The 24,796-nt window shown below is 71.0% G+C and carries 21 protein-coding genes; 6 read left to right on the plus strand and 15 right to left on the minus strand.

Annotated elements, in window-relative coordinates; genetic code table 11:
- Positions 1-11 precede the first annotated feature (11 nt).
- Positions 12-383 (plus strand): GntR family transcriptional regulator, encoded by a 372-nt coding sequence (locus tag D1369_RS32395; RefSeq protein ID WP_007380982.1) that lies wholly within the window; start codon positions 12-14, stop codon positions 381-383.
- On the opposite strand, the gene D1369_RS32400 is transcribed toward D1369_RS32395, so the two are convergent.
- On the minus strand, positions 368-1,099 hold the full coding sequence (locus D1369_RS32400) for a DUF72 domain-containing protein (protein ID WP_007380981.1): 732 nt from the start codon (positions 1,097-1,099) through the stop codon (positions 368-370). The genes D1369_RS32395 and D1369_RS32400 overlap by 16 nt on opposite strands.
- Before the next feature lie 15 nt (positions 1,100-1,114).
- Positions 1,115-2,209: a DUF5925 domain-containing protein gene (locus D1369_RS32405; RefSeq protein ID WP_118083160.1), complete on the minus strand. Its 1,095-nt coding sequence runs from the start codon at positions 2,207-2,209 to the stop codon at positions 1,115-1,117.
- Positions 2,210-2,376: 167 nt separating this feature from the next.
- On the opposite strand from D1369_RS32405, the gene D1369_RS32410 reads away from it, so the two are divergent.
- Positions 2,377-3,798 (plus strand): xylan 1,4-beta-xylosidase, encoded by a 1,422-nt coding sequence (locus D1369_RS32410; protein ID WP_007380980.1) that lies wholly within the window; start codon positions 2,377-2,379, stop codon positions 3,796-3,798.
- 33 nt (positions 3,799-3,831) lie between these two features.
- Here the strand turns inward: D1369_RS32410 and D1369_RS32415 are convergent, their stop codons facing one another.
- The 7 genes from D1369_RS32415 to D1369_RS32445 all read right to left on the minus strand — a co-directional run bounded on the left by D1369_RS32415 (position 3,832) and on the right by D1369_RS32445 (position 13,476).
- Positions 3,832-7,647 (minus strand): lipopolysaccharide biosynthesis protein, encoded by a 3,816-nt coding sequence (locus D1369_RS32415; protein ID WP_118082756.1) that lies wholly within the window; start codon positions 7,645-7,647, stop codon positions 3,832-3,834.
- Positions 7,640-8,440 carry a polysaccharide deacetylase family protein gene (locus D1369_RS32420; protein WP_007380977.1) on the minus strand — a complete coding sequence of 267 codons (801 nt, stop codon included), beginning with the start codon at positions 8,438-8,440 and terminating at the stop codon, positions 7,640-7,642. Before D1369_RS32420 ends, D1369_RS32415 begins: the two co-directional genes overlap by 8 nt.
- Entirely contained in the window at positions 8,433-9,422 is a 990-nt protein-coding gene (locus tag D1369_RS32425) for a glycosyltransferase family 2 protein (protein ID WP_007380976.1), read from the minus strand. The genes D1369_RS32420 and D1369_RS32425 overlap by 8 nt, the downstream gene beginning before the upstream one ends.
- Positions 9,419-10,240, minus strand: coding sequence for a glycosyltransferase family 2 protein (locus D1369_RS32430; RefSeq protein ID WP_007380975.1), 822 nt, complete (start codon positions 10,238-10,240; stop codon positions 9,419-9,421). The genes D1369_RS32425 and D1369_RS32430 overlap by 4 nt, the downstream gene beginning before the upstream one ends.
- Before the next feature lie 361 nt (positions 10,241-10,601).
- Positions 10,602-11,723 (minus strand): GNAT family N-acetyltransferase, encoded by a 1,122-nt coding sequence (locus tag D1369_RS32435; protein WP_007380974.1) that lies wholly within the window; start codon positions 11,721-11,723, stop codon positions 10,602-10,604.
- A gap of 1 nt (position 11,724) precedes the next feature.
- Entirely contained in the window at positions 11,725-12,120 is a 396-nt protein-coding gene (locus tag D1369_RS32440; protein ID WP_007380973.1) for a hypothetical protein, read from the minus strand.
- 147 nt (positions 12,121-12,267) lie between these two features.
- Positions 12,268-13,476, minus strand: coding sequence for a S8 family peptidase (locus D1369_RS32445; RefSeq protein ID WP_007380972.1), 1,209 nt, complete (start codon positions 13,474-13,476; stop codon positions 12,268-12,270).
- 276 nt (positions 13,477-13,752) lie between these two features.
- Here D1369_RS32445 and D1369_RS32450 point away from each other — a divergent pair, with 276 nt between their 5' ends.
- Complete coding sequence (locus D1369_RS32450; RefSeq protein ID WP_037899435.1) at positions 13,753-14,547, plus strand: SGNH/GDSL hydrolase family protein; 795 nt, start codon at positions 13,753-13,755, stop codon at positions 14,545-14,547.
- Positions 14,548-14,554: 7 nt separating this feature from the next.
- Here D1369_RS32450 and D1369_RS32455 read toward each other — a convergent pair whose 3' ends face one another.
- From D1369_RS32455 to D1369_RS32470, 4 genes are all read right to left on the minus strand, one after another.
- Positions 14,555-16,132, minus strand: a complete 1,578-nt coding sequence (locus tag D1369_RS32455; protein WP_118082757.1) for a serine/threonine-protein kinase — start codon at positions 16,130-16,132, stop codon at positions 14,555-14,557.
- A 75-nt stretch (positions 16,133-16,207) separates the two neighbouring features.
- Complete coding sequence (locus tag D1369_RS32460) at positions 16,208-17,911, minus strand: sulfite exporter TauE/SafE family protein (protein ID WP_118082758.1); 1,704 nt, start codon at positions 17,909-17,911, stop codon at positions 16,208-16,210.
- Positions 17,908-19,362: a tetratricopeptide repeat protein gene (locus D1369_RS32465; RefSeq protein WP_118082759.1), complete on the minus strand. Its 1,455-nt coding sequence runs from the start codon at positions 19,360-19,362 to the stop codon at positions 17,908-17,910. The genes D1369_RS32460 and D1369_RS32465 overlap by 4 nt, the downstream gene beginning before the upstream one ends.
- A 110-nt stretch (positions 19,363-19,472) precedes the next feature.
- Positions 19,473-21,005, minus strand: coding sequence for a DUF4331 domain-containing protein (locus tag D1369_RS32470; protein ID WP_202476953.1), 1,533 nt, complete (start codon positions 21,003-21,005; stop codon positions 19,473-19,475).
- Between the two features lie 206 nt (positions 21,006-21,211).
- On the opposite strand from D1369_RS32470, the gene D1369_RS32475 reads away from it, so the two are divergent.
- From D1369_RS32475 to D1369_RS32485, 3 genes are all read left to right on the plus strand, one after another.
- On the plus strand, positions 21,212-21,754 hold the full coding sequence (locus tag D1369_RS32475) for a sigma-70 family RNA polymerase sigma factor (protein WP_007380963.1): 543 nt from the start codon (positions 21,212-21,214) through the stop codon (positions 21,752-21,754).
- Positions 21,751-22,575, plus strand: a complete 825-nt coding sequence (locus D1369_RS32480; RefSeq protein ID WP_007380962.1) for an anti-sigma factor — start codon at positions 21,751-21,753, stop codon at positions 22,573-22,575. Before D1369_RS32475 ends, D1369_RS32480 begins: the two co-directional genes overlap by 4 nt.
- A gap of 126 nt (positions 22,576-22,701) precedes the next feature.
- Positions 22,702-22,968, plus strand: coding sequence for a hypothetical protein (locus D1369_RS32485; protein WP_037903158.1), 267 nt, complete (start codon positions 22,702-22,704; stop codon positions 22,966-22,968).
- Positions 22,969-23,065: 97 nt separating this feature from the next.
- On the opposite strand, the gene D1369_RS32490 is transcribed toward D1369_RS32485, so the two are convergent.
- Positions 23,066-23,848, minus strand: a complete 783-nt coding sequence (locus D1369_RS32490) for an ABC transporter permease (RefSeq protein WP_037899433.1) — start codon at positions 23,846-23,848, stop codon at positions 23,066-23,068.
- Positions 23,845-24,783, minus strand: coding sequence for a daunorubicin resistance protein DrrA family ABC transporter ATP-binding protein (locus tag D1369_RS32495; protein WP_037899432.1), 939 nt, complete (start codon positions 24,781-24,783; stop codon positions 23,845-23,847). Before D1369_RS32495 ends, D1369_RS32490 begins: the two co-directional genes overlap by 4 nt.
- Positions 24,784-24,796: the final 13 nt, after the last annotated feature.

The raw sequence follows: 24,796 nt of genomic DNA on the forward strand, positions 1-24,796 counted from the left end.
ACAATCGGCTCGTGACCTTGAAGATCCACATCGATGACAGTGCACCGCCGTACGAGCAGGTGCGGGTGCAGATCTCCGAGCAGGCGCGGGCGGGGGTGCTGCCGGTCGGGTACCGGCTGCCGACCGTGCGGGGGCTCGCCGAGTCGCTCGGGCTCGCCGCGAACACCGTCGCCAAGGCGTACCGGGCGCTGGAGAGCGACGGGGTGATCGAGACGCGCGGCCGCAACGGCACGTTCGTCGCCGCGGCCGGTTCGGCGGCGGAACGGGAACTCGCGTCGGCCGCCCAGGCCTACGTGGAGCGGGCCAGGCGACTGGGGCTGACGGAGGGCGACGCCCTGGCGGCCGTACGGGACGCGCTGCGGGCGGCCTACGGTCGCGGCTGACACAGCGACGCGAACAGCTTCGCGTTCCGCACGGCGGCACCGTTCGGATCGTTGTTGAAGTACACGTAGACGTCCTCGTCCCCGGTCCAGGTGTCCCCGATCCGCTCGGCCCAGGTCTCCAGGGACCGTCTGCCGTAGTGCGGCCACGCCTGTGCCCGGCCCTCGTGGAAGCGGACGTACCCCCAGTCGGTGGTGCGCCACAGCGGGCTCACCGGGCGGGCCCGGACGTCTGCCCAGCACAGGGCCGCGCCGCGGGTCTCCAGGACCTTACGGGTCTCGGGCGTCCACCAGGACTCGTGGCGGGGTTCGACCGCGACCCGCGTCGAGGCGGGGAAGCAGGCCAGGCAGGCGTCCAGCAGTTCCGTGTCGGCGCGCAGGGTCGGGGGCAACTGGAGGAGCACCGGACCCAGTCGGTCGCCCAGCCCCTCCGCGTGGCGCATCAGGCGGTGCACCGGCTCCTCGGGATCCTTGAGCCGCTTGATGTGGGTCAGGTACCGGCTCGCCTTCACCGCCACCACGAAGTCCCCCGGCACCCGCGTGCGCCACGCCTCGAAGGTCTCCCGGCTCGGCAGCCGGTAGAAGGCGTTGTTGATCTCGACCGTCGGGAAGTGCGCCGTGTACTCCTCCAGCCAGAGCCGCACGGGGACGCCGTCGGGGTAGAGGACGCCCCGCCAGTCCTTGTACTGCCACCCCGACGTGCCGACGAACAGGGTCATACGCCCATCAAAGCACTACAGGTACAGCCCCGCGTCCGCCCCGGGCCGCGGCTCCGGCACCGCCGTCGGCGATGTCCCCCGGCGCAGGGCGTACAGCTCCGCCAGGGTCGCCCCCTCGCGGCCCACGCCCTCCTCGGTGCCGAGCCAGCCCACCGCCTCCCCGCGGGTCAGGGGGCCCACCTCGATCCGGGCCAGACAGCGGCCGGGGCGGACCACGGCGGGGTGGAGGCGCTCGAGGTCCTCGTTGGTGGTGACGCCGACCAGGACGTTGCGGCCCTGGCCCAGCAGACCGTCGGTCAGGTTCAGCAGGCGTGACAGGGCCTGGCCCGCCGTGTGCTTCGCCTCGCCGCGGATCAGCTCGTCGCAGTCCTCCAGGAGCAGCAGCCGCCAGCGGCCCTTGCCCGTCGAGTCGTCCTCGCCGATCGCGATGTCCATCAGATAGCCGACGTCGCTGAACAGCCGCTCCGGGTCCAGGACGCAGTCCACCTGGCACCAGTCCCGCCAGGAGCGGGCCAGCGTGTGCAGGGCGGAGGTCTTGCCGGTGCCCGGCGGGCCGTGCAGCAGGAGCAGACGGCCCGCGATGTCCTCCGGGGTCGTCTTCATCAGGCGGTCCATCGCGTCCGCGACCGGCGCCGTGTAGTTCTGGCGGACCTCGTCCCAGGTGCCCGCGGAGATCTGGCGGGTCGTGCGGTGCGGGCCGCGCCTGGGGGAGACGTACCAGAACCCCATCGTCACGTTCTCCGGCTGGGGTTCGGGCTCGTCCGCCGCGCCGTCGGTGGCCTGGTCCAGGACCTTCTCGGCCAGCTCGGCGTCGGTCGCCGTCACGGTGACGTCGGCGCCGCGGTTCCAGCGGGAGATCAGCAGGGTCCAGCCGTCGCCCTCGGCGAGCGTCGCGCTGCGGTCGTCGTCGCGGGCGACACGCAGCACCCGGGCGCCCGGCGGCAGGAGCGTGGCCCCGGTGCGGACCCGGTCGATGTTGGCTGCGTGGGAGTACGGCTGCTCGCCCGTCGCGAAGCGGCCGAGGAACAGCGCGTCGACGACGTCGGACGGCGAGTCGCTGTCGTCGACGTTGAGCCGGATCGGCAGAGCGTCGTGTGGGTTCGCAGACATGCGGCCCATGATCCGGCACGGGACCCCCATACGCACCCGGTTTCCGGAGTGCGCGGATCGTGTCGTCGGCGTCCGGTGTTTCCGGTCTGTCCGCTACCTCCTGTTACAAGGCTGTGCATCTCCGACATCTGCCCGCACAGGTGTGTTCGCGGATACCGTTGCCCCCGATGGGACGTCATGAGTGGTATTCGGGGGCACGGCGGTGGCGGCTCACCGCTCTGCTCGGGGTGGGCGCGGTGGCTCTGGCGCTGGTCGTGACCCTCCTCAACACGCTTCCTGGCGGCGGCGCGGGCACCGACGGCACCTCACGCAACGGCGACCGGGTCCACGGCACCCCGACGACCACACCGGACGCGGACACCCCGGACGTCGGCTGGGGCTTCACGCACACCCAGTTCAGCGCCGACGAGGGCAGCTCCGCGGCCACCGAGCGGGTCGGACAACGGATCGAGGACGCGGGCGGCCTCCCGCAGAACCAGCACATCATGGGCTGGGGCGCCGACAACCCCGAGCCGGTCAAGGGGCGTTACGACTTCGAGGACCTGGACCGGCGCGTCGACTTCATCCGCGCCTCCGGGTCCACACCGACCATCACCCTGTGCTGCGCGCCGGACTGGATGAAGGGCGGCGAGGCGGGCGTCGGCAACACCGACTGGAGCAAGGCGGCCCTGGAGACCGCGCCGGACCCCGCCCACTTCAAGGACTACGCCGCGCTCGCCGCGACCGTCGCCAAGCGGTACCCGGACGTACGCCACTTCATCGTCTGGAACGAGTTCAAGGGCTTCTGGAACGACACCAGGGCCCGCTGGGACTACGAGGGCTACACCCAGCTCTACAACCTGGTCTACAAGGCGCTGAAGAAGGTCGACCCCAAGATCATGGTGGGCGGGCCGTATCTCGTGATGGACAGCGTCGACCCGCGCTCCGAGGACGCCTCCGCGACCTTCAAGGGCGCCTGGGGCGCCATGGACCAGCGGATCCTCGACGCCTTCGACTACTGGAACAGGAACAAGGCGGGCGCCGACTTCGTGGTCGTGGACGGCTCCAGCTACACCAACGACGACGAACTGCTGCCCGACGAGTTCGCGGCCACCGACAAGTTCACCGCGGTGAGCACCTGGGTGCGGCAGCGGACCGGGAACCTGCCCCTGTGGTGGGCCGAGTACTACGTCGAGCCCGCCGACAGCCGGGACGAGCGCGAGGGCTGGTCGGAGAACCGCCGGGTCGCGGTGCAGGCCGCCGGAATGATCGCGCTGGCCAGGGGCGGCACCACGTCCGCCTTCTACTGGAACCCGGAGAACGAGAAGGGCACGGACTGCGCGGGCTGTCTCTGGACGCCGACGAACAACGGGAGCGGGGGGCAGAAGCTACCGATGTTCGACCTGCTGAGCCGGTTCAGCAAGGCCTTCGCGCCAGGGAGCACGTACGAGAACGTCTCCGTCGCCGCCGACGACGTGCCCAACGTCCGGGTCCTGGCCACCGACCGGACGGTCCTCGTGGTGAACACCCTGAACCGGCAGATCAGCGCGCGGGTCGACGGCAAGCGGTTCGACATGCAGGCCTACGAGGTCAAGTGGCTCACCCGCTGAGCCACTTGACCTCCGAAAGAACGTCCGAAGGCGTCACTTCATCGTCAGGAACCGCTGCACCAGCGCCGCCAGGAACACCGCGAGCAGCGGCAGCGCGAACCAGAAGCTGCTCTGCAGCCACCGCAGCTGCCGCACCCCCGGCCGCACCGCGACCCGCACCACCTCACGGGCCGAGAGCAGCAGGATCAGCGCCAGCGCGGCCAGCGCCCCCACCACCGACCAGGGCGTCCAGGTCACCTGCGGCCCGATCGGCCCCGGATCGGCCTTCGGCACCTTTCCGGCGGGCTGGTCCCGCAGGGCGTACATGGTCACGTCGTCGTTGGTGAGGACCCGCCTGAGTTCCTTGCGGCTGTCGAGGTTGTCGAGCAGCCGCGGCTCCCACGTCCCCGAATAGCCCACGTCCAGGCGCAGATACGTGACCTGGCTGACGTTGACCATCAGATACGAGTTCGGGCCCGCGTTCTTGAGCGCCTTGACCAGCCCGGACACCAGCACCGGGTCGGTCGGCGCGAGCGTGGGCACATAGGACACCTTCTCCATGTCCTTCGCGCCCCACGGCATCGCCGGCGTCACGTTGTTCAGCGTGTCGTTGGACAGCCACAGCAGCCGGACCGTCGGATCGTCGTGCGCGTAGACGTAGTCCATGGCGGCGACCTCGCCGGGCTGGATCCGCTCGAACGGCTCGTTGCCCCAACGGGCCACCAGGAAGCCGCCGACGAGCAGCAGACCCGCCATCAGCGCGGCCACCGGGGCGAGCGAGACCCGGTCCTTCTCGCGCTCCTTCGCGGTGACCCCGGTGCGCGGGAAGAGCGCCAGCGCGGCGAGCAGACCGGCGCCCGGCAGGGCGAACATGAAGACCCGCAAGGCCATCTCGCCGCCGTACGACTGCATGCCGAAGCCGAGGAACGGCACGAAGGTCAGGACGAGCAGCGCGGCTTCCCGGTACCTGTGCTCGCGCCGCCGCCACCAGCCGTAGCAGGCCAGCGCCATGACCCCGCCGGCCAGCAGCACACGCACGTACAGAACCAGTTTGTGGGTCGAACTGCCGCCCTCGATACGGCCGGAGACCGACGAGGAGACGTTGCCGCCGACCCCGCCCACCCCGCCGAACAGGTCGTCGAAGTGGCCCGACCAGTACGGCTCGGCCATCCAGCCGATCCAGGCGGTCACCATGACGGCGAACAGGATGGGCAGACCGCGCAGTTCGCTGCGGCCGATCAGGACGAGCACCGCCAGCACACCGAGCATCACGAACGGGGTGAGCTGGTGGGCGGGCACGCTCGCCGCGAACAGCCCGATCAACACCGCAAGCAGCACGGCCCGTTGGCGGCGGTTCGTCGGTTCGACCTCCGCTTCGCCGGGCCGCCGCTTCGTCCAGATCACGCGCGGGGCGCGGAACCAGACCAGCAGGACCGCCACGAACACCAGATACAGCAGATAGGTGAAGCCCTGCGGGGAGAAGTAGTCCTGGCCGACCCAGCCGCTGAGCACGAAGATCCAGATGCCGGTCCACTTGGCCCGCCAGCTCGCCCGCATGTGCCGTACCAGCAGGAACATCGGTACCAGGTAGGCGAGTTGGATCGCGGTGGGCCACCAGCGGATGATCTCGGTGAAGTCCGTGACCCCGCACGCCTGCCCCACGAACGCGGCCGCCGCGAAGAAGCCCGGCCAGCTCCAGCGGGCGTCCAGGTCGGGCACCGCGGAGCCGGTCCGGTCGATGTAGTCGAGGAACCCGAGGTGCTGCCAGGCCGTCGCGAACCGCGGTTCGACCTCGATCACCGCGGGCAGCGCGTGCAGCGAGAACACGGTCGCCACCAGGGTGACCAGCAGCAGCGCCTTGTGCTCGCGGCCAAGCCAGAGCAGCGAGGCGAAGACCACGACCAGGAGGGCCGCGCCCGCCAACGTGGGCAGCGGCAGGACCGAGATCAGTCCGAGCCCGCCCATCCGGTCCAGGTCGGCCTCGCCCAGGCCGAGGGCCGGCACCCAGTACAGGAGCAGCGCGAGGGACAGCAGGCAGCCGAGGAACACCCCGAGCCAGGTGGGCTGCAGCCGCTCCCGCCAGGACAGCGGCCGCGGCGGCTCCGCGGACTGCGGCGCCTCCTCGGGTACGGCGGGCTCTTCCGGGACGTCGACCTCCTTGCCCGTGTCGAAGGCCACCTCGAACGGCGCGTCCACCTCCGTCTCGGCCGGTCCCACGGAGGACTCGGAGCCCGGCTCCCGCTCTTCCACGGGCAGCCCGAGTTCGGGCGGCTTCTGCAGCGCCCACGTCGGCCGGTCGCGCGTCACGCCGTTCACGGGTGTGCCGGTGGGCGGGGTGCCGGGTCCGGGGCGTACGTCGGGACGGCGTTCCTGGTGGTCGAAGTCGACGTGGATGCCCAGCGCGAGGGTGTCCTGGTCGAGGGCCCAGCCGGGACGGCGGGCGCGGCCCGCGGCGGGTACCTCGCGCGCGCCGAGGTCGGCGAGGTCGCCGTCGGGAGCGGCGGTCGCGGGCACCTCGGGGGCCGGGGCGAGCCGGACCGTCCGGTACAGCCTGGGCGCGGCGATCGCCACGATCACCGCGAGCGAGGAGATCTCGGCGACGCCCGCTCCGGTCAGCCCCATGCGGGGCAGGAGCAGCAGCGTCAGACCGAGCACCATCGCGCACAACAGGCCCTGCAGCCAGGCGAGTCCGGAGGTGCGGCTCTGCGCGCGCAGCACCGCGAAGTACGTCTCCATGACGACCCGGAGCACCGCGCCGACGGCGAACCAGCGCAGCAGCGGGGTGGCCGCGTCGGCGTAGCCCGAGCCGAACACGCCGAGGATCCAGGGCGCCCCGAAGAACAGGATCCCGGCCACCGGCAGCATGATCCGCGCCATCCGCTTCAGCGCGGCCCGGGTGTTGGCGGCGAGCCGGCCCGGGTCGTGCGAGCCCTCGACGGTCAGGGAGGCGCCCATGTTGATGGCGAGCAGGTTGCAGGTGCCGCCGATCGTGGTGGTGATGTAGAAGTACGCGTTGTCCTGGGAGCTGACCTGGGAGGCCACGATCACCGGGACCAGATAGACCACGGCGAGCGAGAACAGCGAGCCGGTGTAGTCGCCCGCGAGGAAACGCCCGATCTCCCTGAGGGAGGGCGGCTTCGCGTGGTCCTCGGTGGCCTTCACATGGCGCGGCGCCAGGCGCCGGAACACCAGCCAGCCGAGGGGCAGCACGGAGACGGCGATCGCCGCGACCCACGACACGAAGACACCGGCCGTCGGGATCGCCACCGCGAACGCGACCAGGAGTCCCAGCTTCACCGCGGAGAACACGGTGTTGCCGACCGGCACCCACAGCGCGCTGCGCAGCCCGGTCAGCACGCCGTCCTGGAGGGTGAGCAGGTTCCAGGCGATGACGGCGGCGATGAAGCCGAGGCCGTTCACCGGCCCGTGCAGGAACCGGTACGACGGCCCCCACGCGTCCAGGGTGAGCAGGAAGACGCCCGCGGCGATCGCCACGAGCACCGAACTGCCCGCGTACGTACGGGCGATGAGGCGCCCGGTGGCCCGGCCCGCGACCGGTATGAAGCGGGCCAGCGCTCCGGTCAGGGTCACCGCGGTCAGTCCCGCGAGGAGTTTCATCGCGGCGATCGCGGCGGAGCCCTGGCCGACCGCCGACTCGGAGTAGTAGCGGGCGGCAGCCAGCCAGAAGCCGAGGCCGAGCACCGCGGAGATACCGGTGTTGAGCATCAGGGCGTAGGCGTTGCGGAACAGCTGGTTGCCGCCCCCGCCCCCGCCCCCGCCCAGTCCGGGCAGCCGGAGACGGCGCCCCGACTGCTCGGGCGCCTTGGCCGCGGTCGACTCGGGCTCGGTCGTGGTCGTCGTGTCAGACACGGGAACGGGAGACCTTCCGGCGGACCTGTCGTGCTCTTCGGACCAACGCGTACCCCTTGGTGAGGGCACGGTCCCTGGCGAAGTCCCGGGCGATCGCCCGGCCCTGGACGAGCCGCTCGAACTCCTCGGCCGTGGTGGCGCGTCGCACGGTCAGCCGAGTCAGCGCGTACGGCCCCTGGCGGCGCCGCGCGAGGGCGTTGTTCACGGCGAGAGCCTGGCCGTACCCGCTCTCGCGGGCCGCCTCGCGCACCCGGCGGCTGGAGTAGCCGAACGGGTAGGCGAGCGAGACCGGCGCGGTGCCGACCTCGTCGGTGACGATCTCCCTGGAGTGGATCAGCTCATGGCGCAGCGCGCTGTCGTCGAGCTGGTCGAGCTGCGGGTGCGTGTGGGTGTGGCCGCCGATCTCGACGTCCGCCGCGGCGAGTTCGCGGACCTGGTCCCAGTCGAGCATGGTGTCCAGGCCGCCGCCCGTGTCGTACGCGCCCCGGATCCAGCCGGTGGAGACGAACACCGTGGCCGGGTAGCCGTGCTTGGCGAGCACGGGCAGGGCGTGGCGGTGGACGCCTTCGTAGCCGTCGTCGAACGTGATCAGGACGGGCCGCGCGGGCAGTGGCCGGCCGTCGCGCCAACGGGCCGCGAGGTCCGCCGTCCTGACCGGGGTGCAGCCTGACTCGGCGACGATCTCCATCTGCCGGGCGAAGGCCTCCGGGGACACCGACAGCACGCGGGTGGCGTCGTTCGGGTCGGTGGCGACCGCGTGGTACATGAGGATCGGTACGGGCGGCTCAGCCATGTCTGTCCCCCTCAATTTTCACGACCGAGAAGCTGGCTCCTCCCCGTCGCGCCCGGACGGTGCCGACGACGTACCCGCCGGCCGCGGTGAGCACCCCGGTGACGATCGCGCCGGCCCGTCGCGCGCCCCCCGGCCGGGACAGTGCGGCGTCCCGCAGCCCGCGCACCACCCCGGCCGGCAGCACCCTCGTGGCGTACCGGCGCTCCGACTCAAGTCCCTTGTCCGCGCCCACACTTCGGGCCACCAGCGCCTTCGACAGGCCCTCCGCGTACGCGCGCGTGCGGAAGTACCCGAAGTGCTCGCGCGCCTCGGGCACCCGGTGGTGGATCACTGCCCGGTCGTCGATCAGCAGGACCGCGTCCGGTCTGGCCCGGCTCAGCCGGATGCACAGCTCCGTCTCCTCGCAGCCCAGCGGGCGCTTGTCGCCGTCCCGTCCGATGCCGGTGGCGAAGCCGCCCGCCGCGTCGAAGGCGCTGCGGCGGAAGGAGGCGTTGCCGCCCAGGACGTTGCGCACCCTGACCAGCCCGGCCGGGATGCCCTTGTAGGTGCAGCCGACCACCCAGTCGAACTCCTCGGGGAACCAGGCAGGCCGGCGCCCCGACGCCCAGATCGGTACCGTACGGCCGCCGACCGCCATGACCCGCGGGTCCGCGTATCCGGAGGCGAAGTGGCGCAGCCAGTCCCGCTCGGCGACGGCGTCGTCGTCCAGGAAGGCGATCACCTCGCCGCGCGAGGCGGCGATCCCCGTGTTGCGGCCCGCGGACAGGCCCCGGGGGCCCGCGTTGGCGAACACGCGGACCTCCTGGACTTCCTTGTACTCCTTGGTCAGCCGGTCCAGGAGCGCCGGATTGTGGTCGACGACCAGCAGCGTCTCCAGGGCCGGGTACGACTGCGTCCGCACCGAGGCGACCGCCGCGAGGATGTCCTCCCAGCGGTCCTCGGTGTACACGCAGATCACGACGGAGATGTCGGGATCGCTCAAGACACCTCTCCCCGGCGCGAGTCGAGCATCGGCGAGTGGTGGGCGCGACGGCGCAGCGCACGCCGGTTGGACCGCTCCCCGAGGATCACCCTGAGCACCCGGAACCCGTCCCGGACGGCCCGCAGATTGCTCGCGCCGTGGATGCGCAGGTACTCGTAGCTCGGGATCTCCTGCACCTTCAGCCCCGCCTTGACGACCCGGATGTTCATCAGGGTCTCCACCTCGAAGCCCGTGCAGTCGAGGTCGATCTTGTCGAGGCAGTGCCGCCAGAAGGCGTTGTAGCCGTAGCAGAGATCCGTGTAGCGGGCGCCGAACTTGCGGTTGACGATCGTGCACAGCGCCCAGTTGCCGAGCTTGCGGATGAAGGTCATGTCGTCGGTGCCGCCGCCGTTGGCGAAGCGGGACCCCTTGGCGAAGTCCGCGCCCGAGACGAGGGCGGACACATAGGAGACGATCTCGTTGCCGTCGGCCGAGCCGTCCGCGTCGATCATGACGACGATGTCACCGGTGCAGGCTTCGAACCCGGTGATCAGGGCGTCCCCCTTGCCCTTGCCGTGCTGCTTCACGACCTTGACCTCGGGCCACAGCTCGCGGGCCACCGCGACGGTGTCGTCCGTGGAGTTGCCGTCCACCAGGACCACTTCGTGGATCCAGTCGGGCAGCGTCTTGAAGACGTACGGAAGGTTCTCCGCCTCGTTCATGGCGGGTATGACCACACTCACCGGTGGCGCAATGGCCAGGTGGGTGGAGATCGGCCGGTACTGGCTGGCTGTCGGCACATCCTGGCCCGCAGTCGCCGGGCGCAGAACTGAACTCATGAGTCTGGTTCCCTCTCGTCCGGTGGACCGCCCGCCCCTGGGCGGTCCGGCTTGTTGCTCCGGTTCGAAAGGGGGGTTCTCACACACGGCAAGCCGGAAGGAATCTCCGTACCTGCCGGGTGAGCTGGCAAAGCTGGCCGACCACCGTCGTGCTGTGCTTGTTGGAGAAAACGACAGCCGGTCGCGCGGCACGACTCGGTCACCGGTGCGGTCACCGAGCACGGCACCCCCCTACCGCGCCCCGCGCCCCCGTCGCGGTCCTTGAGCCCTCCCCTAGAGCCGCTCGATGACGGGACGGTGCGGGTGTGATGTATGACGGTATTGACGATTGAACCCGTATGGCAAGACCTGGAACGAGGCCTCACGTTTTTGATGGTTTGACCGTTACAGTCCGGCCTGAGCGGATCTTGCCCACCTTCTTCAGCAATCTGTCGGCGGGTTCGAACAGCTCCGGCCGTGCCACCACGGTGTTGCGCAGTGCCCGCACCGGAACCCGGCGGACGCGGTGTCCGACCGCGACCGGGTGCCGGCGGGTCACCCACCCCTCCGACACGGTCAGTTCCCGTGTCTTCAGGGAGTCCTTGTACTCCTTCTGCCCCCGGCCCAGGTCGAGGTACGCGACGCCGTCGGCGGCGGCCGCCTCGGCCATCCGCAGATGCAGGACCAGGCCCGGGGAGTACTTTGCGTACTCCGGGTCGTACGCCGGGAACCAGCACGCGAGGACGCGCTCGGTGCGCAGCCCGAAGTGGGCGGCGACCGGCTTCCCGTCGGCGTACAGCACGGAGAGGATCCCGGCGAACGGCTCGGAGCGGGTGTGGAACAGCTGCTCCACGAGCCGGGCGATCCAGTCGTGCGAGAAGCGGTCGCTGCGGCCGGTCCTGCGGTACTGGGCGGACTTCCAGCCCATCAGGGTGCGCAGGGCGGCCGGGTCACGTTCGTCGTGGACGTAGCGCACCCCGCTCGCCGTACGGGCCAGTCTGCGCTCCTTGGCGAGGGTGGTGCGGGCGAACTTCGGGGAGCGCTCCCGCAGCCCGGCCAGATACGTCGCGTACCCCTGCTCGACGTCCATGACCGGAGAGGGGAACCTGCCGGAGGCCTCCGCCTCGAACGGCCCCTGGCCCTCCACCAGATGATCGAACTCCCAGACGGCGAGCCCGCAGGCGCGCAGCAACTCCCGGGCGTCCCAGGTGAATCCGGGCCGGTGCACCAGTCCCTGGGCGTCCGAGACGCCGAGGCCGACGGCCCGGCCGACACCGGTGGCGGTTCTCTGGAACGGCAGGAACGCGGCGGGTTCGCCCTGCTCCCGTACGACGGCGATCCGCACGCCCCGCCTGCACCGGCCCACCGCGAGCGTGAACTCGGGGGACAGGAACGGGTTCGCGAGGCCCGGCGCCCCGTGGAGATGGGCCTTGGACTGCATGGCGGTCCATGCCACCCGGTCGGCCGCACTCAGCTCGCCGGGGCGGTACACGCTGATGTCCACGTCAGAGGTCCTGACCCTTCGCCGCGCGGTGCCGTCGCATCAGCACCAGCAGGAGGATGAGGGCGCTGATCACGGCCATCGCCATGACGCCGCCGCGCGCCGACCAGCGGTGCGTGGCCAGCATGCCCTGGGCCACCAGCATGTTGAGGACGACCGAGCCGGCCAGCGAGGCCAGTGCCCGGGCGAAGGGATCGAAGCCGCGCAGGGCGGCGGCGATTCCGGCGGCGGGTGCCGTGAGCAGGAAGAAGAGCGTGAGCGGGGCGCGCATGGGTGAGTCGGAGTTGGTGAGCGCGAGCAGGGCGCCCCATCCCCCCACCGCGGTCGCGGCGCCCGCGAGCAGGGGCGTGAGGTCTCTCCCGGACGCACGCGAAGGTCTCCGGATACGTGTTGTCTGCATGGGCGACGTTTCCCCCCAGAAAGCGCCGGATGCCGGGCTTCAATGTCGCGCAGGGCCGAGGGAGCCGTCAAGACCGTCTGGTACGGACTTGGACGCGAGTGTTCCCCGGAGGCGCAAAGCACCTCCGGGGAACGGGAGTTCAGAGCACTACGGAACGATCTTGAGGAGCTTGTTGGGTGAACCGGTGCCGGGGCTGGTGACCGCGTTGGAGGTGGCGCCGCCCACCAGCGCCGTGGCGACCTGGGCCGGGGTGGCCGAGGTGTGCCCCGCGAGGTAGACCGCTGCCGCGCCCGCGACGTGCGGAGTCGCCATCGACGTACCGGAGATGGTGTTGGTCGCGGTGTCGCTGGTGTTCCAGCCCGCCGTGATGGAGGAGCCGGGGGCGAAGATGTCGAGCACCGAGCCGTAGTTGGAGTAGCTGGCCCGGGCGTCGGTGCTGGTGGTGGCGCCGACAGTGATCGCCTCGGTGACGCGGGCCGGGGAGTACGAGGAGGCGTTGGCGCTGCTGTTGCCCGCCGCTACGGCGTAGGTCACGCCGCTCGCGATGGAGTTCTTGACGGCGGTGTCCAGGGTGGTGGACGCGCCGCCGCCGAGCGAGAGGTTGGCGACCGAGGGACCGGAGTGGTTGTTGGTGACCCAGTCGATGCCCGCGATGACGCCGGCGGTGGTGCCGGAGCCGGCGTTGTCGAGCACGCGCACCGCCACGATCTTCGCCTTCTTGGCGACGCCGTAGGTGGAGCCCGCGATCGTGGTGGCCACATGGGTGCCGTGGCCGTTGCCGTCGGCGGCGGTGGTGTCGCCGTCGACCGCGTCGTAACCGTAGGAGGCGCGCCCGCTGATCTGGGTGTGGGTGATGCGGACGCCGGTGTCGATGACGTACGCCGTGACGCCGCTGCCCGCGGTGTCCGGGTAGGTGTACGTGCCGGAGAGCGGGAGCGCGGCCTGGTCGATGCGGTCCAGGCCCCACGGGGCGCTGGACTGCGTGGTGTCGGCCAGGTGGACGGTCTGGTTCTGCTCCACGGCGGCCACCGCCGGGTCCGCGGCGAGTCTCTTCGCCTCGGTCGCGGAGAGCGTGGCCGTGTAGCCGTTGAGCGCGGAACCGAAGGTCTTCCCGACCGTCCCGCCGTACTCCTTGATGAGCCCCTTGCCCTGGCTCGACGAGGACCTGAAGCCCGCGTTCTTCTTGAGCGTGACGATGTAGCTGTCCTTGACGGCTGTGGGGGAGCCGGCGGCGAGGACCTTGCCCTCGGCCGGGGCGGCCGCGGCGGGCAGGGCGGTGAGCCCGCCGACGAGGGCGGTGGTCGCCAGGGTGGTTATCGCGGCGAACCGGAACCTCTTGCTACGCAGTTGTGCCATTACGAGGGAGTCCTCCTCATGGGCGACACGCGCCTGGGTTGGGCGCGGTCCGTGGGGGGTGTGCGCGTGCTCGCGCACACAACCGGGAACGTCGCGTTCCGCTCCCGGCTGAGGTAAAGGCTGGGTCATCTACGCGGGCCGAACAAGGGAGTTGAGGAGGAGTCAACAAATCTGTCATGTCCACGAAATCAACGGCGATTTTGGCATGGACACTTCCCGTTGCTGCGTGTCGTTGCTACGACGGATACGGCAGAGATCCTGCTAAAGGGAGGTTCCATGAGACGTTCCCGATTTGCCGCGTACGTCGGCTCACTCCTCCTCGCCCTCGCCGCAGTCCTCACCGGGACAGGCACCGCCCACGCCGCTCAGGGCCCCTATGTGGCCCTGGGGGACTCGTATTCCTCGGGTGTCGGCTCGGGCAGCTACATCAGTTCGAGCGGCGACTGCAAGCGCAGCACCAAGGCCTACCCCTACCTCTGGGCGGCCGCCCACTCACCCTCGTCGTTCACGTTCGCCGCGTGCTCGGGCGCCCGTACGGGTGATGTTCTGGCGAATCAGCTGACGCCGCTCAGCTCCGCCACCGCACTCGTCTCGATCAGCATCGGAGGCAACGACGCCGGTTTCTCCGACGTCATGACGACCTGTGTGCTCCAGTCCGACAGCTCCTGCCTGTCCCGGATCAACACCGCGAAGGCGTACGTCGACTCGACGCTCCCGGGCCAACTGGACAACGTCTACTCGCAGATCAGCGGCAGGGCCCCCAACGCCCACGTGGTCGTCCTCGGCTACCCCCGCTTCTACCAGCTCGGCACCACCTGCCTCGGCCTCTCCGAGACCAAGCGGAAGGCGATCAACGACGCCGCCGACTACCTCGACACCGCGATCGCCAAGCGGGCCGCGGACCACGGCTTCGCCTGGGGCGACGTCCGCTCCGCCTTCACCGGGCACGAACTCTGCTCCGGCAGCGCCTGGCTGCACAGCCTCAACCTGCTCAACATCGGCGAGTCCTACCACCCGACCGCGGCCGGCCAGTCCGGCGGCTACCTCCCGGTCCTGAACAGCGCGGCCTGATCACCCCTCACGGGGACGCAGTGGGGGAGGCCTCGCCGGTACCGGTCGGGGTCTCCGCCACGCACGTCAACGAGAAGGGGACCGAGTTGGACGTCTTCTCGACCGGGTCGCGGACCTCCACGCTGATGGTGTCCTCGAACGTCCCGCTGTCGTCCTGCGTGGTGACGAACCGCCTGTCCTGCTGACTCTTCCCGCCACCGGCCGGGAACGTGAGCGTCTTCCAACTGCCGTTCACCGAACCGTTCTTCGACACCCAGCGGTAGGTCACCGTCGCCGGGAGCCGCCCGACCTCCAGCGTGACCGTAAAGGTGGGGGCCGCCGATCTGTCCGGCGGACAGCTGCCCGTGTAGTCGGTGTTCGAGCCCGACAGTGAGACGGCCACCGACTGCGGCGGGGGCGCGCTCGTGGTGCTCTTGCTCGGACTCGGCGAGGGGGTGTCGCTGGGCTCGTCCGTCTTGGTCTGTGCGGGTGAACTCACCGCCGGACCACTGTCCTTGGCGGTCTCCCCGCCCTTGTCGCCGTTGTCATGGTTCAGCAGCGCGTACGTCAGCCCCGCGATCGCCAGCGCGAGGGCCAGCACGCCCGCGACCAGGACGACGGTCGCGCGACGGTTGCGCTCCGGGGGCCCGGAGGCCGCGACGGGGGTGGAGGTGGGAGTGGGCGCCGGCCGGTACGGGGCCGTCGGCGGCTCCTGCGGGAAGGGCGCCGCCATGGTCGGGGCGTAAGGACCCGCCTGCACGGCATCCGCCCGGGGCGTGCCTCCCGCCCCGATGATCCGCAGCTCCTGCTCGGCCCGGTCGGCCGGCAACCGCTGCGCGGGATCCTTGCGCAGCAGCCCCTCGATCACCGGCGTGAGCGGACCGGCCCGGTACGGCGGCGGCAGCTCCTCGTCCACGATCGCGCGCAGGGTGCTCAGCGGGGTGTTCTGCCGGAAGGGGGAGTTGCCCTCGACGGCGGCGTACAGCAGCACGCCCAGCGACCACAGGTCGGACTCCGGGCCCGGGGTGCGGCCGAGCGCCCGCTCCGGGGCCAGGAACTCGGGCGAACCGATCACCTCGCCGGTCATCGTGAGCGCGGAACTGCCCTCGACCTGGGCGATGCCGAAGTCGGTGAGCACCACGCGGCCGTCGTTCGACAGCAGCACGTTGGCGGGCTTCACGTCCCGGTGCAGCACCCCGGCCTCGTGCGCGGCCCGCAGCGCGGAGAGCACCTCGGCACCGATGTGCGCGGTCCGCTGCGGGCTGAGCGGGCCCTCCGCGTCCAGGAGCTCGGCGAGCGAGATGCCCCGCACCAGCTCCATGACGATCCATGGGCGGCCGTCCTCGGTGGCCACGTCGTACACCGTCACCACATTGCGGTTGGCGACCCGCGCCGCCGCCCACGCCTCGCGTTCGAGGCGGGCGTACAGCCGCTCGACCTCGTGCGTCGCCAGGCCGTGCGGCGCGCGCACCTCCTTGACGGCGACCTCGCGGTGCAGCACCTCGTCACGGGCGCGCCACACGGTTCCCATGCCGCCCTCGCCGAGCGGGGACAGCAGGCGGTAGCGGCCCGCGATCACTCGTTCACTGCCCGGTTCTTCGGACACGGGCGTCCCCCATTCGCATCCGGGCGAAATCTCCACTCCGCGTGATGTTGCACGAGAATTCTGTACAAAAGTAGCTCAGCCGAGTGCGGATGCCGCCCCCTTGAGCACCAATCCTGCCCCGAGAGCCACCACGACGAACGCCGACATCAGGGGCGCGGTCCTGCGCACCAAGGCGGTCATCGGGCTCGCGGCCAGGCGGGGGCGCCTGTCCAGCAGCCGTGTGACTCCACTGCCCAGCCTGACGACGGCGAATCCGGCCGCGGTCAGCGTCAGGGCCAGCCCGACCCCGTACGCCACGACGAGCAGCAGTCCGAACCACGCCTGTCCCAGTGCGGCGGCCCCGACGAGCACGACGACGGCGGAGGGGCTGGGCACGAGACCGCCCGCGAAGCCGAGCAGGATCGTGCCGCGGACGGTGGGGGCGACGGCGTGGGTGTGGGTGAAGCCGCCGTGGGTGTGCTCCAGGGCGTGGGAGTGGTCGTGGGGGTGCGGGTGGTCGTGGGGGTGCGGGTGGTCGTGCCCGTGACGCTGGTCGTGGTCGTGGTCGTGGTCGTGTGTGTGGCTCGGCGCGTGGGCGTGTGTGTGCGTGGCCGCCGGTGCCGTGGCCGTCTGTGTGTGGGCGGCGACCAGGACCAGGGAGCGCTCCTCGTGCTTCCCGGTGTCATGCGAGTGGTCGTGCGTGTGTCCGAGGTCGTGCGTGTGGCCGTGTCCGTGGCCGTGCTCGTGGCCGTGTCCGTGCTGGTGCGCGCGGGTGCGCAGGGCGCGGCGCAGCAGGGTGACGCCCGCCGCGGTCACCATCAGCCCGCTCGCGATGCCCAGCCACGCGATCACCGAGGGCGCCGCCGCCGAGCCGGCCGTGACGAGGAGGCCCAGGGCGACCACGCCCAGGGTGTGGGTGACGGTCACGGATGCGGCCAGCGGCAGGACGTCCTTCATCCTGGCCCTGCCGCCGCGGGCCGCGGCCACCGCGGCCATCAGGGTCTTGCCGTGCCCCGGGGCCAGCGCGTGCATCGCGCCGAGGACGACCGCGATGAGCAGGGCCAGCGCCGCGAAGCCGACGGTGAGGTCGTGCCGGGCCACCAGGGAGTCCAGGGCGCGCGTCCAGCGGTCGGCGCCCCGGGGCAGCACGGAGGCGGCGGGGGCGGCCGGCCGCTCCTCGGAGAGGGCGGGTCCACCGGGCCGCACGCGTAGGGAGGCCGTCACGGTGTCGGCGGGAGAGGAGAGCAATTCCTTCGGATACGTGGTCAGTTCGTCCGAGGCCGACTTCGCGGGCACGTCCGATTTCGTGAGCGTCGTCCGGTCGCCGCGCGCGGTGATCTCGCGCCAGCCGGGGCCTGAGTCGGTGCCCGCGCTGTGGAAGCCGAGCGTGACGGTGGCGTCCTCGGGCAGCGGGGCGGTCAGCCGGCACTCCACGCGCAGGGTGTCGAGCCCCGCCTGACCGGGACGCACGCGCGCGTGGCTGGTCTTCACGCCGAGGGCGACCGCACGGCCGTCGACGGTGACCTTGCCGCCCTCCGCCGCCTTCCGGCAGCGCTGGGCGGCCCACTCGGTCATGCCGAGCCTGTCGATGTCCGGCTTGGCCTGGGTGGCCGGGATCTCGGCGAGGTCCTCGACGTGGTCGATGCGGAGCAGGCCGGGTGCGGCGACGAGACCGTCGTAGCGGTTGACGGTGAAGTTGCCGAGCGGGTGTGCGCTCGCGCTGCTGGAAGGGAGCAGCGCGAGCGCACAGGCCGCCGTCAGGACGGCCGTGAGGGACGCGAACAGACGGCGGGGCTTCACTTGGACGCCTCCTTGAGAGCCTTGCGGGCCTCGCGGGCGCCGAGGGGGGAGAAACCGGGGTTGAGCTTCAGGGCGGAGCCGAGATGGCTCCGGGCTTCCTTCCGGTCACCGGTGGCGAGTTCGACGATCCCGCGGTGGTAGAGGAAGGACGCGTTGCGGTAGCCGGTGGCGGTGGCCTGCCGGGCGTACGGCAGCGCCTCCTTGTCCCGGCCGTTCACGTGCAGGGCCCAGGCGAGCGCGTCCGCGGTGTGCACGGTGTGCCGGCGGGCCCACTCGGCGCGGGCGGCGCGCAGGGCGGCGGCCTTGTCGCCGTGGTCGGCGGCGGCCATCGCGGTGTCGAGGTCGGCGTTGACGCCGTTGGCCCGGGCGAGGGCCGTCCAGGCGTCCACGAGCGCGTACTGGTCGCCGGCCCTGGCCTTGTCGCCGTCAGCGCCCCGGTCCTCGTACAGCTCCCCGAGTGCGACGAGTGGTCCGGGCAGCGGATACCGGGCCACGACGGCCTCCATGCCCTTGATCGCGGCGGCCCGGTTCCCGCTCGCGGCCTGGGCGCGGGCCCTGCCCTCCAGGGCGGGGAGGTAGCTGTCGTCGGCCGCGAGGGCGCGGGCGTAGTCGGTCAGGGCCGTGTCGTAGTCGCCCTGGTTCCAGGCGAGTTGACCCAGGGCGGCGGCCACGTAGGCGATGTCGCCCGGAGTGGTCGCGGTGGACAGGGCCCGCTCCAGGACGGCGCGGGCGGTGCGGACGTCGCCGCGGAGTTCGTGGACGTAGGCGTAGCGGGTGAACACCGGGATGCCGGGCCGACGTTCGTCCGCGAGGTCGGCGGCCTTCGACGCCTCGGCGTAGCGGCCGAGTTCGACGAGGGCGTCGATCCGGGAGCAGAGGGCGCGCTCGTCGTACGGGTTCTGCTTCAGGGTCCTGTCGGCGTACGTGAGGGCGCCCTTGAAGTCGTGCCGGGCCGCGGCGAGGGCTGCGAGACCGGCGAGCCCCTGGTCGTTGTCGGGCTCCAACTCCAATGATTTCTTGAGGGCTTGCTCGGCCTGCGGGTACCGGGACGGGTCACCCTTGGTCCGTGCCTGCTCGACGTAGGCGAGTCCGAGGGTGGCCCAGCTGCCGAAGTCCCTGGGCTGGCCGCGCAGATGGGCCTGGATCGCCTTGATGCCCGCGTCGAGGTCACCGCTCGCCATGAGCCCGGGCGAGACGGCCGACGAAGAACTGGCGACGGTGGCCGTACCACCGTCCCGCAGCGCTCCGAAGGCGATCGACCCGCCTGTCAGTGCGACCGCCAACAGGGCCGCGCAACCGGCGAGTTGAGCGGCCCGCCAGCGCCGGCCGGCCGCCGAGACCCGCCGCACGGCGGCGGCCTTCTCGTCATCGGCCTGAGCAGAGGGCTCCACGGCCTCCGACGAACCGCTCTGCTCGTCCTCGGATGCGTTGTCGGTCGTAGACCCGGACATGCCCTCTCCTGATTCGTTCGTGATCGATCGTGTACTGCGGCGCGGCCCGCACCGTGGGGGATGGAGTCGTGCGGGCCGCGCCAGTAAAGAGGGGTGGCGCCTCGGTGCGCCTAGTAGGCGCGCCGCCGCATCCGGCGCCACCACATCAGCGCCGCCCCGATGAGCACGATCCCGGCCGCACCCGCACCCGCGGACCCCGCGATCAGGGACATGTTGTCCGACCCGGAGGTCCCTGCGGGGGAGAGCGCGTCCCCGAGCTGGTTACGGACGTCGTTCCCACCGGACGTGCCCTTGGCGAGCGGACCGCGAGAACCCTCCGTCGGCAGCGCCACGTACGGGAAGGACTTCTCGAAGTCCTTGTCGTTCTTGTCGACCGCGTCACCCAGGTCGTTCTTGGACCCGACCAGCTCGCCCTCGACGACCTGGAGCGAGGCGTCGATCACGTCGTCGGTGAGCCGACGGCCGTTCGGGAATCCGGCGTTGTCGCCATCAAGCACACCGAGCCGCTTCGGAGAATCGGTGGGCTTGATGGACGTGTTGAGGCGCAGTTCCTCCGCGGGGCGGACGTGGGGCGGCTGGTTCAGCCCCTTCACACCCTTGAGGAACACGTCCACGAGGTCGTTGCGAGGCTCCTTCGGGGCCGGGATCTTGTAGATCGCCTCGATGAGCTTGGGCAGTTCGGGGTTGGTCACGTTCTTCAGGAACTGCCCGTCGTAGGACGGCGAGGACGCGTTGAACTTGTCCTTGTCCTTCAGCGGGTTGACGACCTCGTTGACGAGCGGGTTGCCCAGGCGCGAGACCTGGGAGTAGTACCCCTGCGCGTTCCTGCGCTGGGTCGTCGACCAGATGCCCACGACCGGCTGGTGCGAGGACTCGGCGATCAGCTCCGTCGGGACCTGCAGGGCGATCGAGTTGACGTTGTAGCCCTTGAGCGTGTCGTTGCCGACCTCGGTGAGGTTCCCGCCGTACAGCAGGTCGAAGACGCGCAGGTCGGCGAAGAACGGGTCGTCGGCCTGGCCGGCGAAGGCCGTCGCGTCGCCGGGAAGCTTGTAGACCGCCTGGTCGCGCAGCTTCTCGTAGTTCGGCATGGACGCCTTGCCGACGTTCGACGGCGCCACCGGGATGTCGTCGGCGACCTTCGTCTTGTACTGGACCTTCCCGTACTTCAGCCGGAAGAGCTCGATGTCGTACGTCTGCGTGACGTTGAGGTCCGGGTCGTCGAGGCTGTCGACCACGCCCGTGTTGTACAGGAACGACTTCTTGTTCTTGACGTGGGTCTTGAAGGTGAAGCGGTAGAGCAGATCGCCCTGCCCGTCACCGTTGTTGTCGATGTGGAGGTCGTACTGCGCGTCCTCGGCGAACTGGTAGAAGTTCGGGCCGCCCCCGGGCTCCTCGAACGGGATCCAGTTGGCGACGATCGTCGTCGAGTCGGGCTTGTCGGGGCTGACGAACGCGTAGACGTCCGTGTTGTCGTACTGGGGGTCGCCCGAGATCAGCGGGGCCTCCCGGTGACTGGAGGCGGAGGCCGCCCCAGGTTCCAGCGTGGCCACACCGGCGGCTGCGAGCCCTCCGGCGGCCAGCGCACCACATACGAGGGTCGCGAGGCTCCTGCGTCGCGAGCCACTCCTGGAGATAGGTGTCATGCCGTCCGTCCTCAGTCCAACTTGCCTGACGCCGGTGATTCGGAGCGGTGGGCGGGGCGGATTGGTCGAATCTCAAAACTTCTTTTCTGCTGCTCGACCCGCGTTTTCGAGCTTCTGATCCGTAACCCCATCCGGAGGTGTGTTCGTTGCGAATACCTCGTGGGACGGGACAGCCCAGGTGCGGCTTTGCGGGAGGGGGCGGCGAGTTGGAAGCGGACGAGCTTCTGTTGCTCGTGGCGGGCGGGGACCAGATGGCGTTCGAGGAGCTCTACGGGCTCGTGGCCGGGCCGGTGTTCGGGCTGGTACGGCGTGTGGTGCGGGATCCGGCGCAGTCGGAGGAGGTGTCGCAGGAGGTGCTGCTGGAGACCTGGCGGTCCGCCGCGCGGTTCGACCCCCGCCGGGGCAGCGCGCTGTCCTGGATCCTCACCCTCGCGCACCGCCGTGCGGTCGACCGGGTGCGCAGCGCCCGCGCGGCCGGTGAACGCGAGCAGCGCGAGGCACACCGGGCCCACCACCCCGCCTTCGACCAGGTGACCGAGGAGGTCGAGGCGGGCCTCGAACGCGAATGGGTGCGCCGGTGCCTGGAGCGCCTGACCGAGCTCCAGCGCCAGTCCGTCACCCTCGCCTACTACGACGGCTACACGTACCGTGAAGTGGCCGAGCGGCTCTCGCTGCCGCTGGGCACGGTGAAGACGCGGATGCGTGACGGACTGACCCGCTTGCGGGAGTGCCTGGGAGGTGCGGCATGAGCCTCTTCCGCCGGGAAGATCTGCACTCCCTCGCGGCCCCGTACGCCCTTGACGCGCTGGAGCCCGCCGAACGGGCCCGCTTCGAACGGCACCTCAAGGACTGCGCCAGTTGTGCGGCGGAAGTGCGTGCCCTGTCCGAGGACGCGGTACGGCTCGCGTGGTCGGCCGCCGCTCCGCCGCCGACCGCGATGCGCGACCGGGTGCTGGCCGCCGTACGCACCATCCCGCAGGAGTCCGCCGTACGGCCGGAGCCGGCCCGCGCGCGGCCTGAGCCGGTACGGGCGCGCAAGTCGCAGCTGCCGCCGCATGTCTGGGGCGCCCAGCCGCCGCCCAGGCAGCGTCAGCGGCGACCTCTGTTCGTGCCCTTCGCGACGGCCACCGCGGCCGCGGCCCTCGTCGTCGCCTCCCTGTTCGCCGTACAGGCCGACCGGACCCAGGACGAACTGGACGCGCAGAAGGCCCAGGCCAGTGAGATCGCCCACGTTCTCCAGGCCGCGGACGCGCGGGCGACCCGGGGACAGGACGCACAGGGCCGGACGATCGGAGTGATCGCTTCCGCATCCGAGGGGCGCGCGGTCGTCACCCTGAGCGGGTACAGCGCCCCTCCGAGCGGCCGGGTGCGCCAACTGTGGCTCATGCGCCCGGGCGAGCAACCGCGCTCCCTCGGGCTCTTCGCCGCCGACACGCCCTTGGTCGCGAGCGGACTCGACAAGGCCGCTACATCACTCGCTGTGACGGTCGAACCCGACGGGGGATCACCACAGCCCACTACCCAGCCGGTTGTCCAACTCGCCCTGAAATCGGTCGGATTCGGAGAGTAATCATGGAGGGGTCGTCAACGCCCTTGCGGGGAAGGTGAATCCTGTGACGCCGATACACGTGTGCCCCAACGGGGCGATAGGGTTACCCTGCCCGGGCCGGGTGGACTCGTACGGGTGGGGAGTGACATGGAACAGATAACAGTGCGCAGGGCGAGGGTCCCTGCGATCACCTGCGGGAGCAGCGCGACCAGTTCGCGCCTCGACCGCCATCTCTCGGTGCTGTCGGGACCTGCCGTCCCGCAGCGCGAGGCGGCCGAGGCGACGTCACTGATGCGCGAGCTGACCGCGCGTGACACCACCAAGCAGCGCAGTGACAGGGGTGCGCGGGTACGCCGCGTCTCGCTGTTCGCGCCGCTGCGCCGACTGCGCCGCTCGCTGTTCGGCGGGCACTGAGCCCTGGCCGCCCGGAATCGTGCTGCGATCCTGCCCGTCATCCCCACGGCATGCAGCACGATCCAGGTGACCGAACTCCCCTCCCGACAACAGACGTTCAGTCCTCCCCGCGTGCATACCGCCGTACGGCAAGCGGTGCGAAGACCGCGATCAGCACCGCACACCACATCAGTGACCCGGCGATCGGGTGTGCGACCGGCCAGGCGGCCCCCTCCGGCACCGGGGCGTTGCCGAACAGCTCCCGCAGGGCCGTGGTCACCGCGCTGATCGGGTTCCACTCGGCGAGAGTGCGCAGCCACCCGGGCAGCCCCTCGGCCGGGATGTACGCGTTGGACAGCAGCGGCAGGACGAAGGTCGCCCCGCCCAGCTGGCCCGCGGCCTCCTCGCTACCGGTGAGCAGGCCGAGGAAGATGCCGATCCAGGTGGTCGCGAACCGGAACAGCAGCAACAGCGCGAGCGCGCCCGCCGCCCGGAGCGCGGACCCCTCGACGCGCCAGCCCACCGCCAGTCCCACCAGCAGGAACGGCACCAGGCCGGCCGCGGTGACCACCACGTCCGCCACCGACTGGCCCAGCGGCACGGCCGCCCTGCTGATCGGCAGGGTACGCAGCCGGTCGGTCACGCCCCGGTGGACGTCCTGGGCCGCCTGGAACATCCCGGTCATGATCCCGTTCGCCGCCGTCGCCACCAGCAGGCCCGGCACCAGGAAGGACCGGTACTCCTCGCCCGGCATCGCCAGCGCGCTGCCGAAGACATAGCCGAAGAACAGCAGCATGGTGATCGGCATGGTCTGGGTCAGGATCAGCAGCCCCGGGTTGTTCCGCACCCGCCGCAGCTGACGGCCCAGCATCGCGGTGCCGTCGTAGGCCAACGTGCTCATACCGCACACTCCTTGGTCAGTCGCAGGAAGACGTCGTCGAGGGTCGGCGGCCGGATGCTCGCGTCGAGCAACGGCACGCCCGCAGCGTCCAGTTCGCGCACCAGCCGGGGCAGGGTGAGCGTGGAGTCCCGGGTGACGGCGCCGACCGCGTTCCGGTCGTGGTCGAACGACGGCTGCCCGCCGGTGAGGTGGTCGAGGATCCCGGCCGCCTTCACCAGGAGGTCCGCGTCCGCGACGACGATCTCGACGTGCGCCCCGATCAGCGCCTTGAGCTGGGCCGGCGAACCCGTGTGCGCGACCCGCCCCTTGTCCACCAGGGCTATGTCGTGGGCGAGTCGGTCGGCCTCCTCCAGGTACTGCGTGGTCAGCAGCACGGTCGTGCCGTCCGCCGTCAGATCGCGCACGGCGTCCCAGATGAGGTTGCGGCTGGCCGGGTCGAGTCCGGTCGTCGGCTCGTCGAGGAACAGGATCCCGGGGCGGCGGACCATGCTCGCCGCCAGGTCGAGGCGGCGGCGCATCCCGCCCGAGTAGGTGGACACGGCCCGGTCGGCGGCCTCGGTCAGCCCGAAGCGGTCGAGCAGCTCGGCGGCCCGCTCGGCCGGCCCTCGCACCCGGTGCAGCCGGGCGAACAGCCGCAGGTTCTGCCGCCCGGTGAGATCCCCGTCGACCGACGCGTACTGACCGGTGACGGCGATGGCGCGGCGTACCGCCTCCGGTTCCCGGACGAGGTCGCGCCCGGCGACCCGCGCGGAGCCGGCGTCCGGCCGCAGCAGCGTGGTCAGCAGCCGCACGGCCGTGGTCTTGCCCGCGCCGTTGGGGCCGAGGATGCCGCAGACCGTGCCCGGGGCCACGGCGAGATCCAGGCCGCGCACGGCATGGACCTCCCCGAACCGCTTTTCCAGACCTTCACTAAGTACAGCGTACGTAGAAGTCATGGCAGGACCATAG

Source organism: Streptomyces sp. CC0208 (genome assembly GCF_003443735.1).
In the GTDB taxonomy this organism is placed as follows: Bacteria; Actinomycetota; Actinomycetes; order Streptomycetales; family Streptomycetaceae; genus Streptomyces; species Streptomyces sviceus.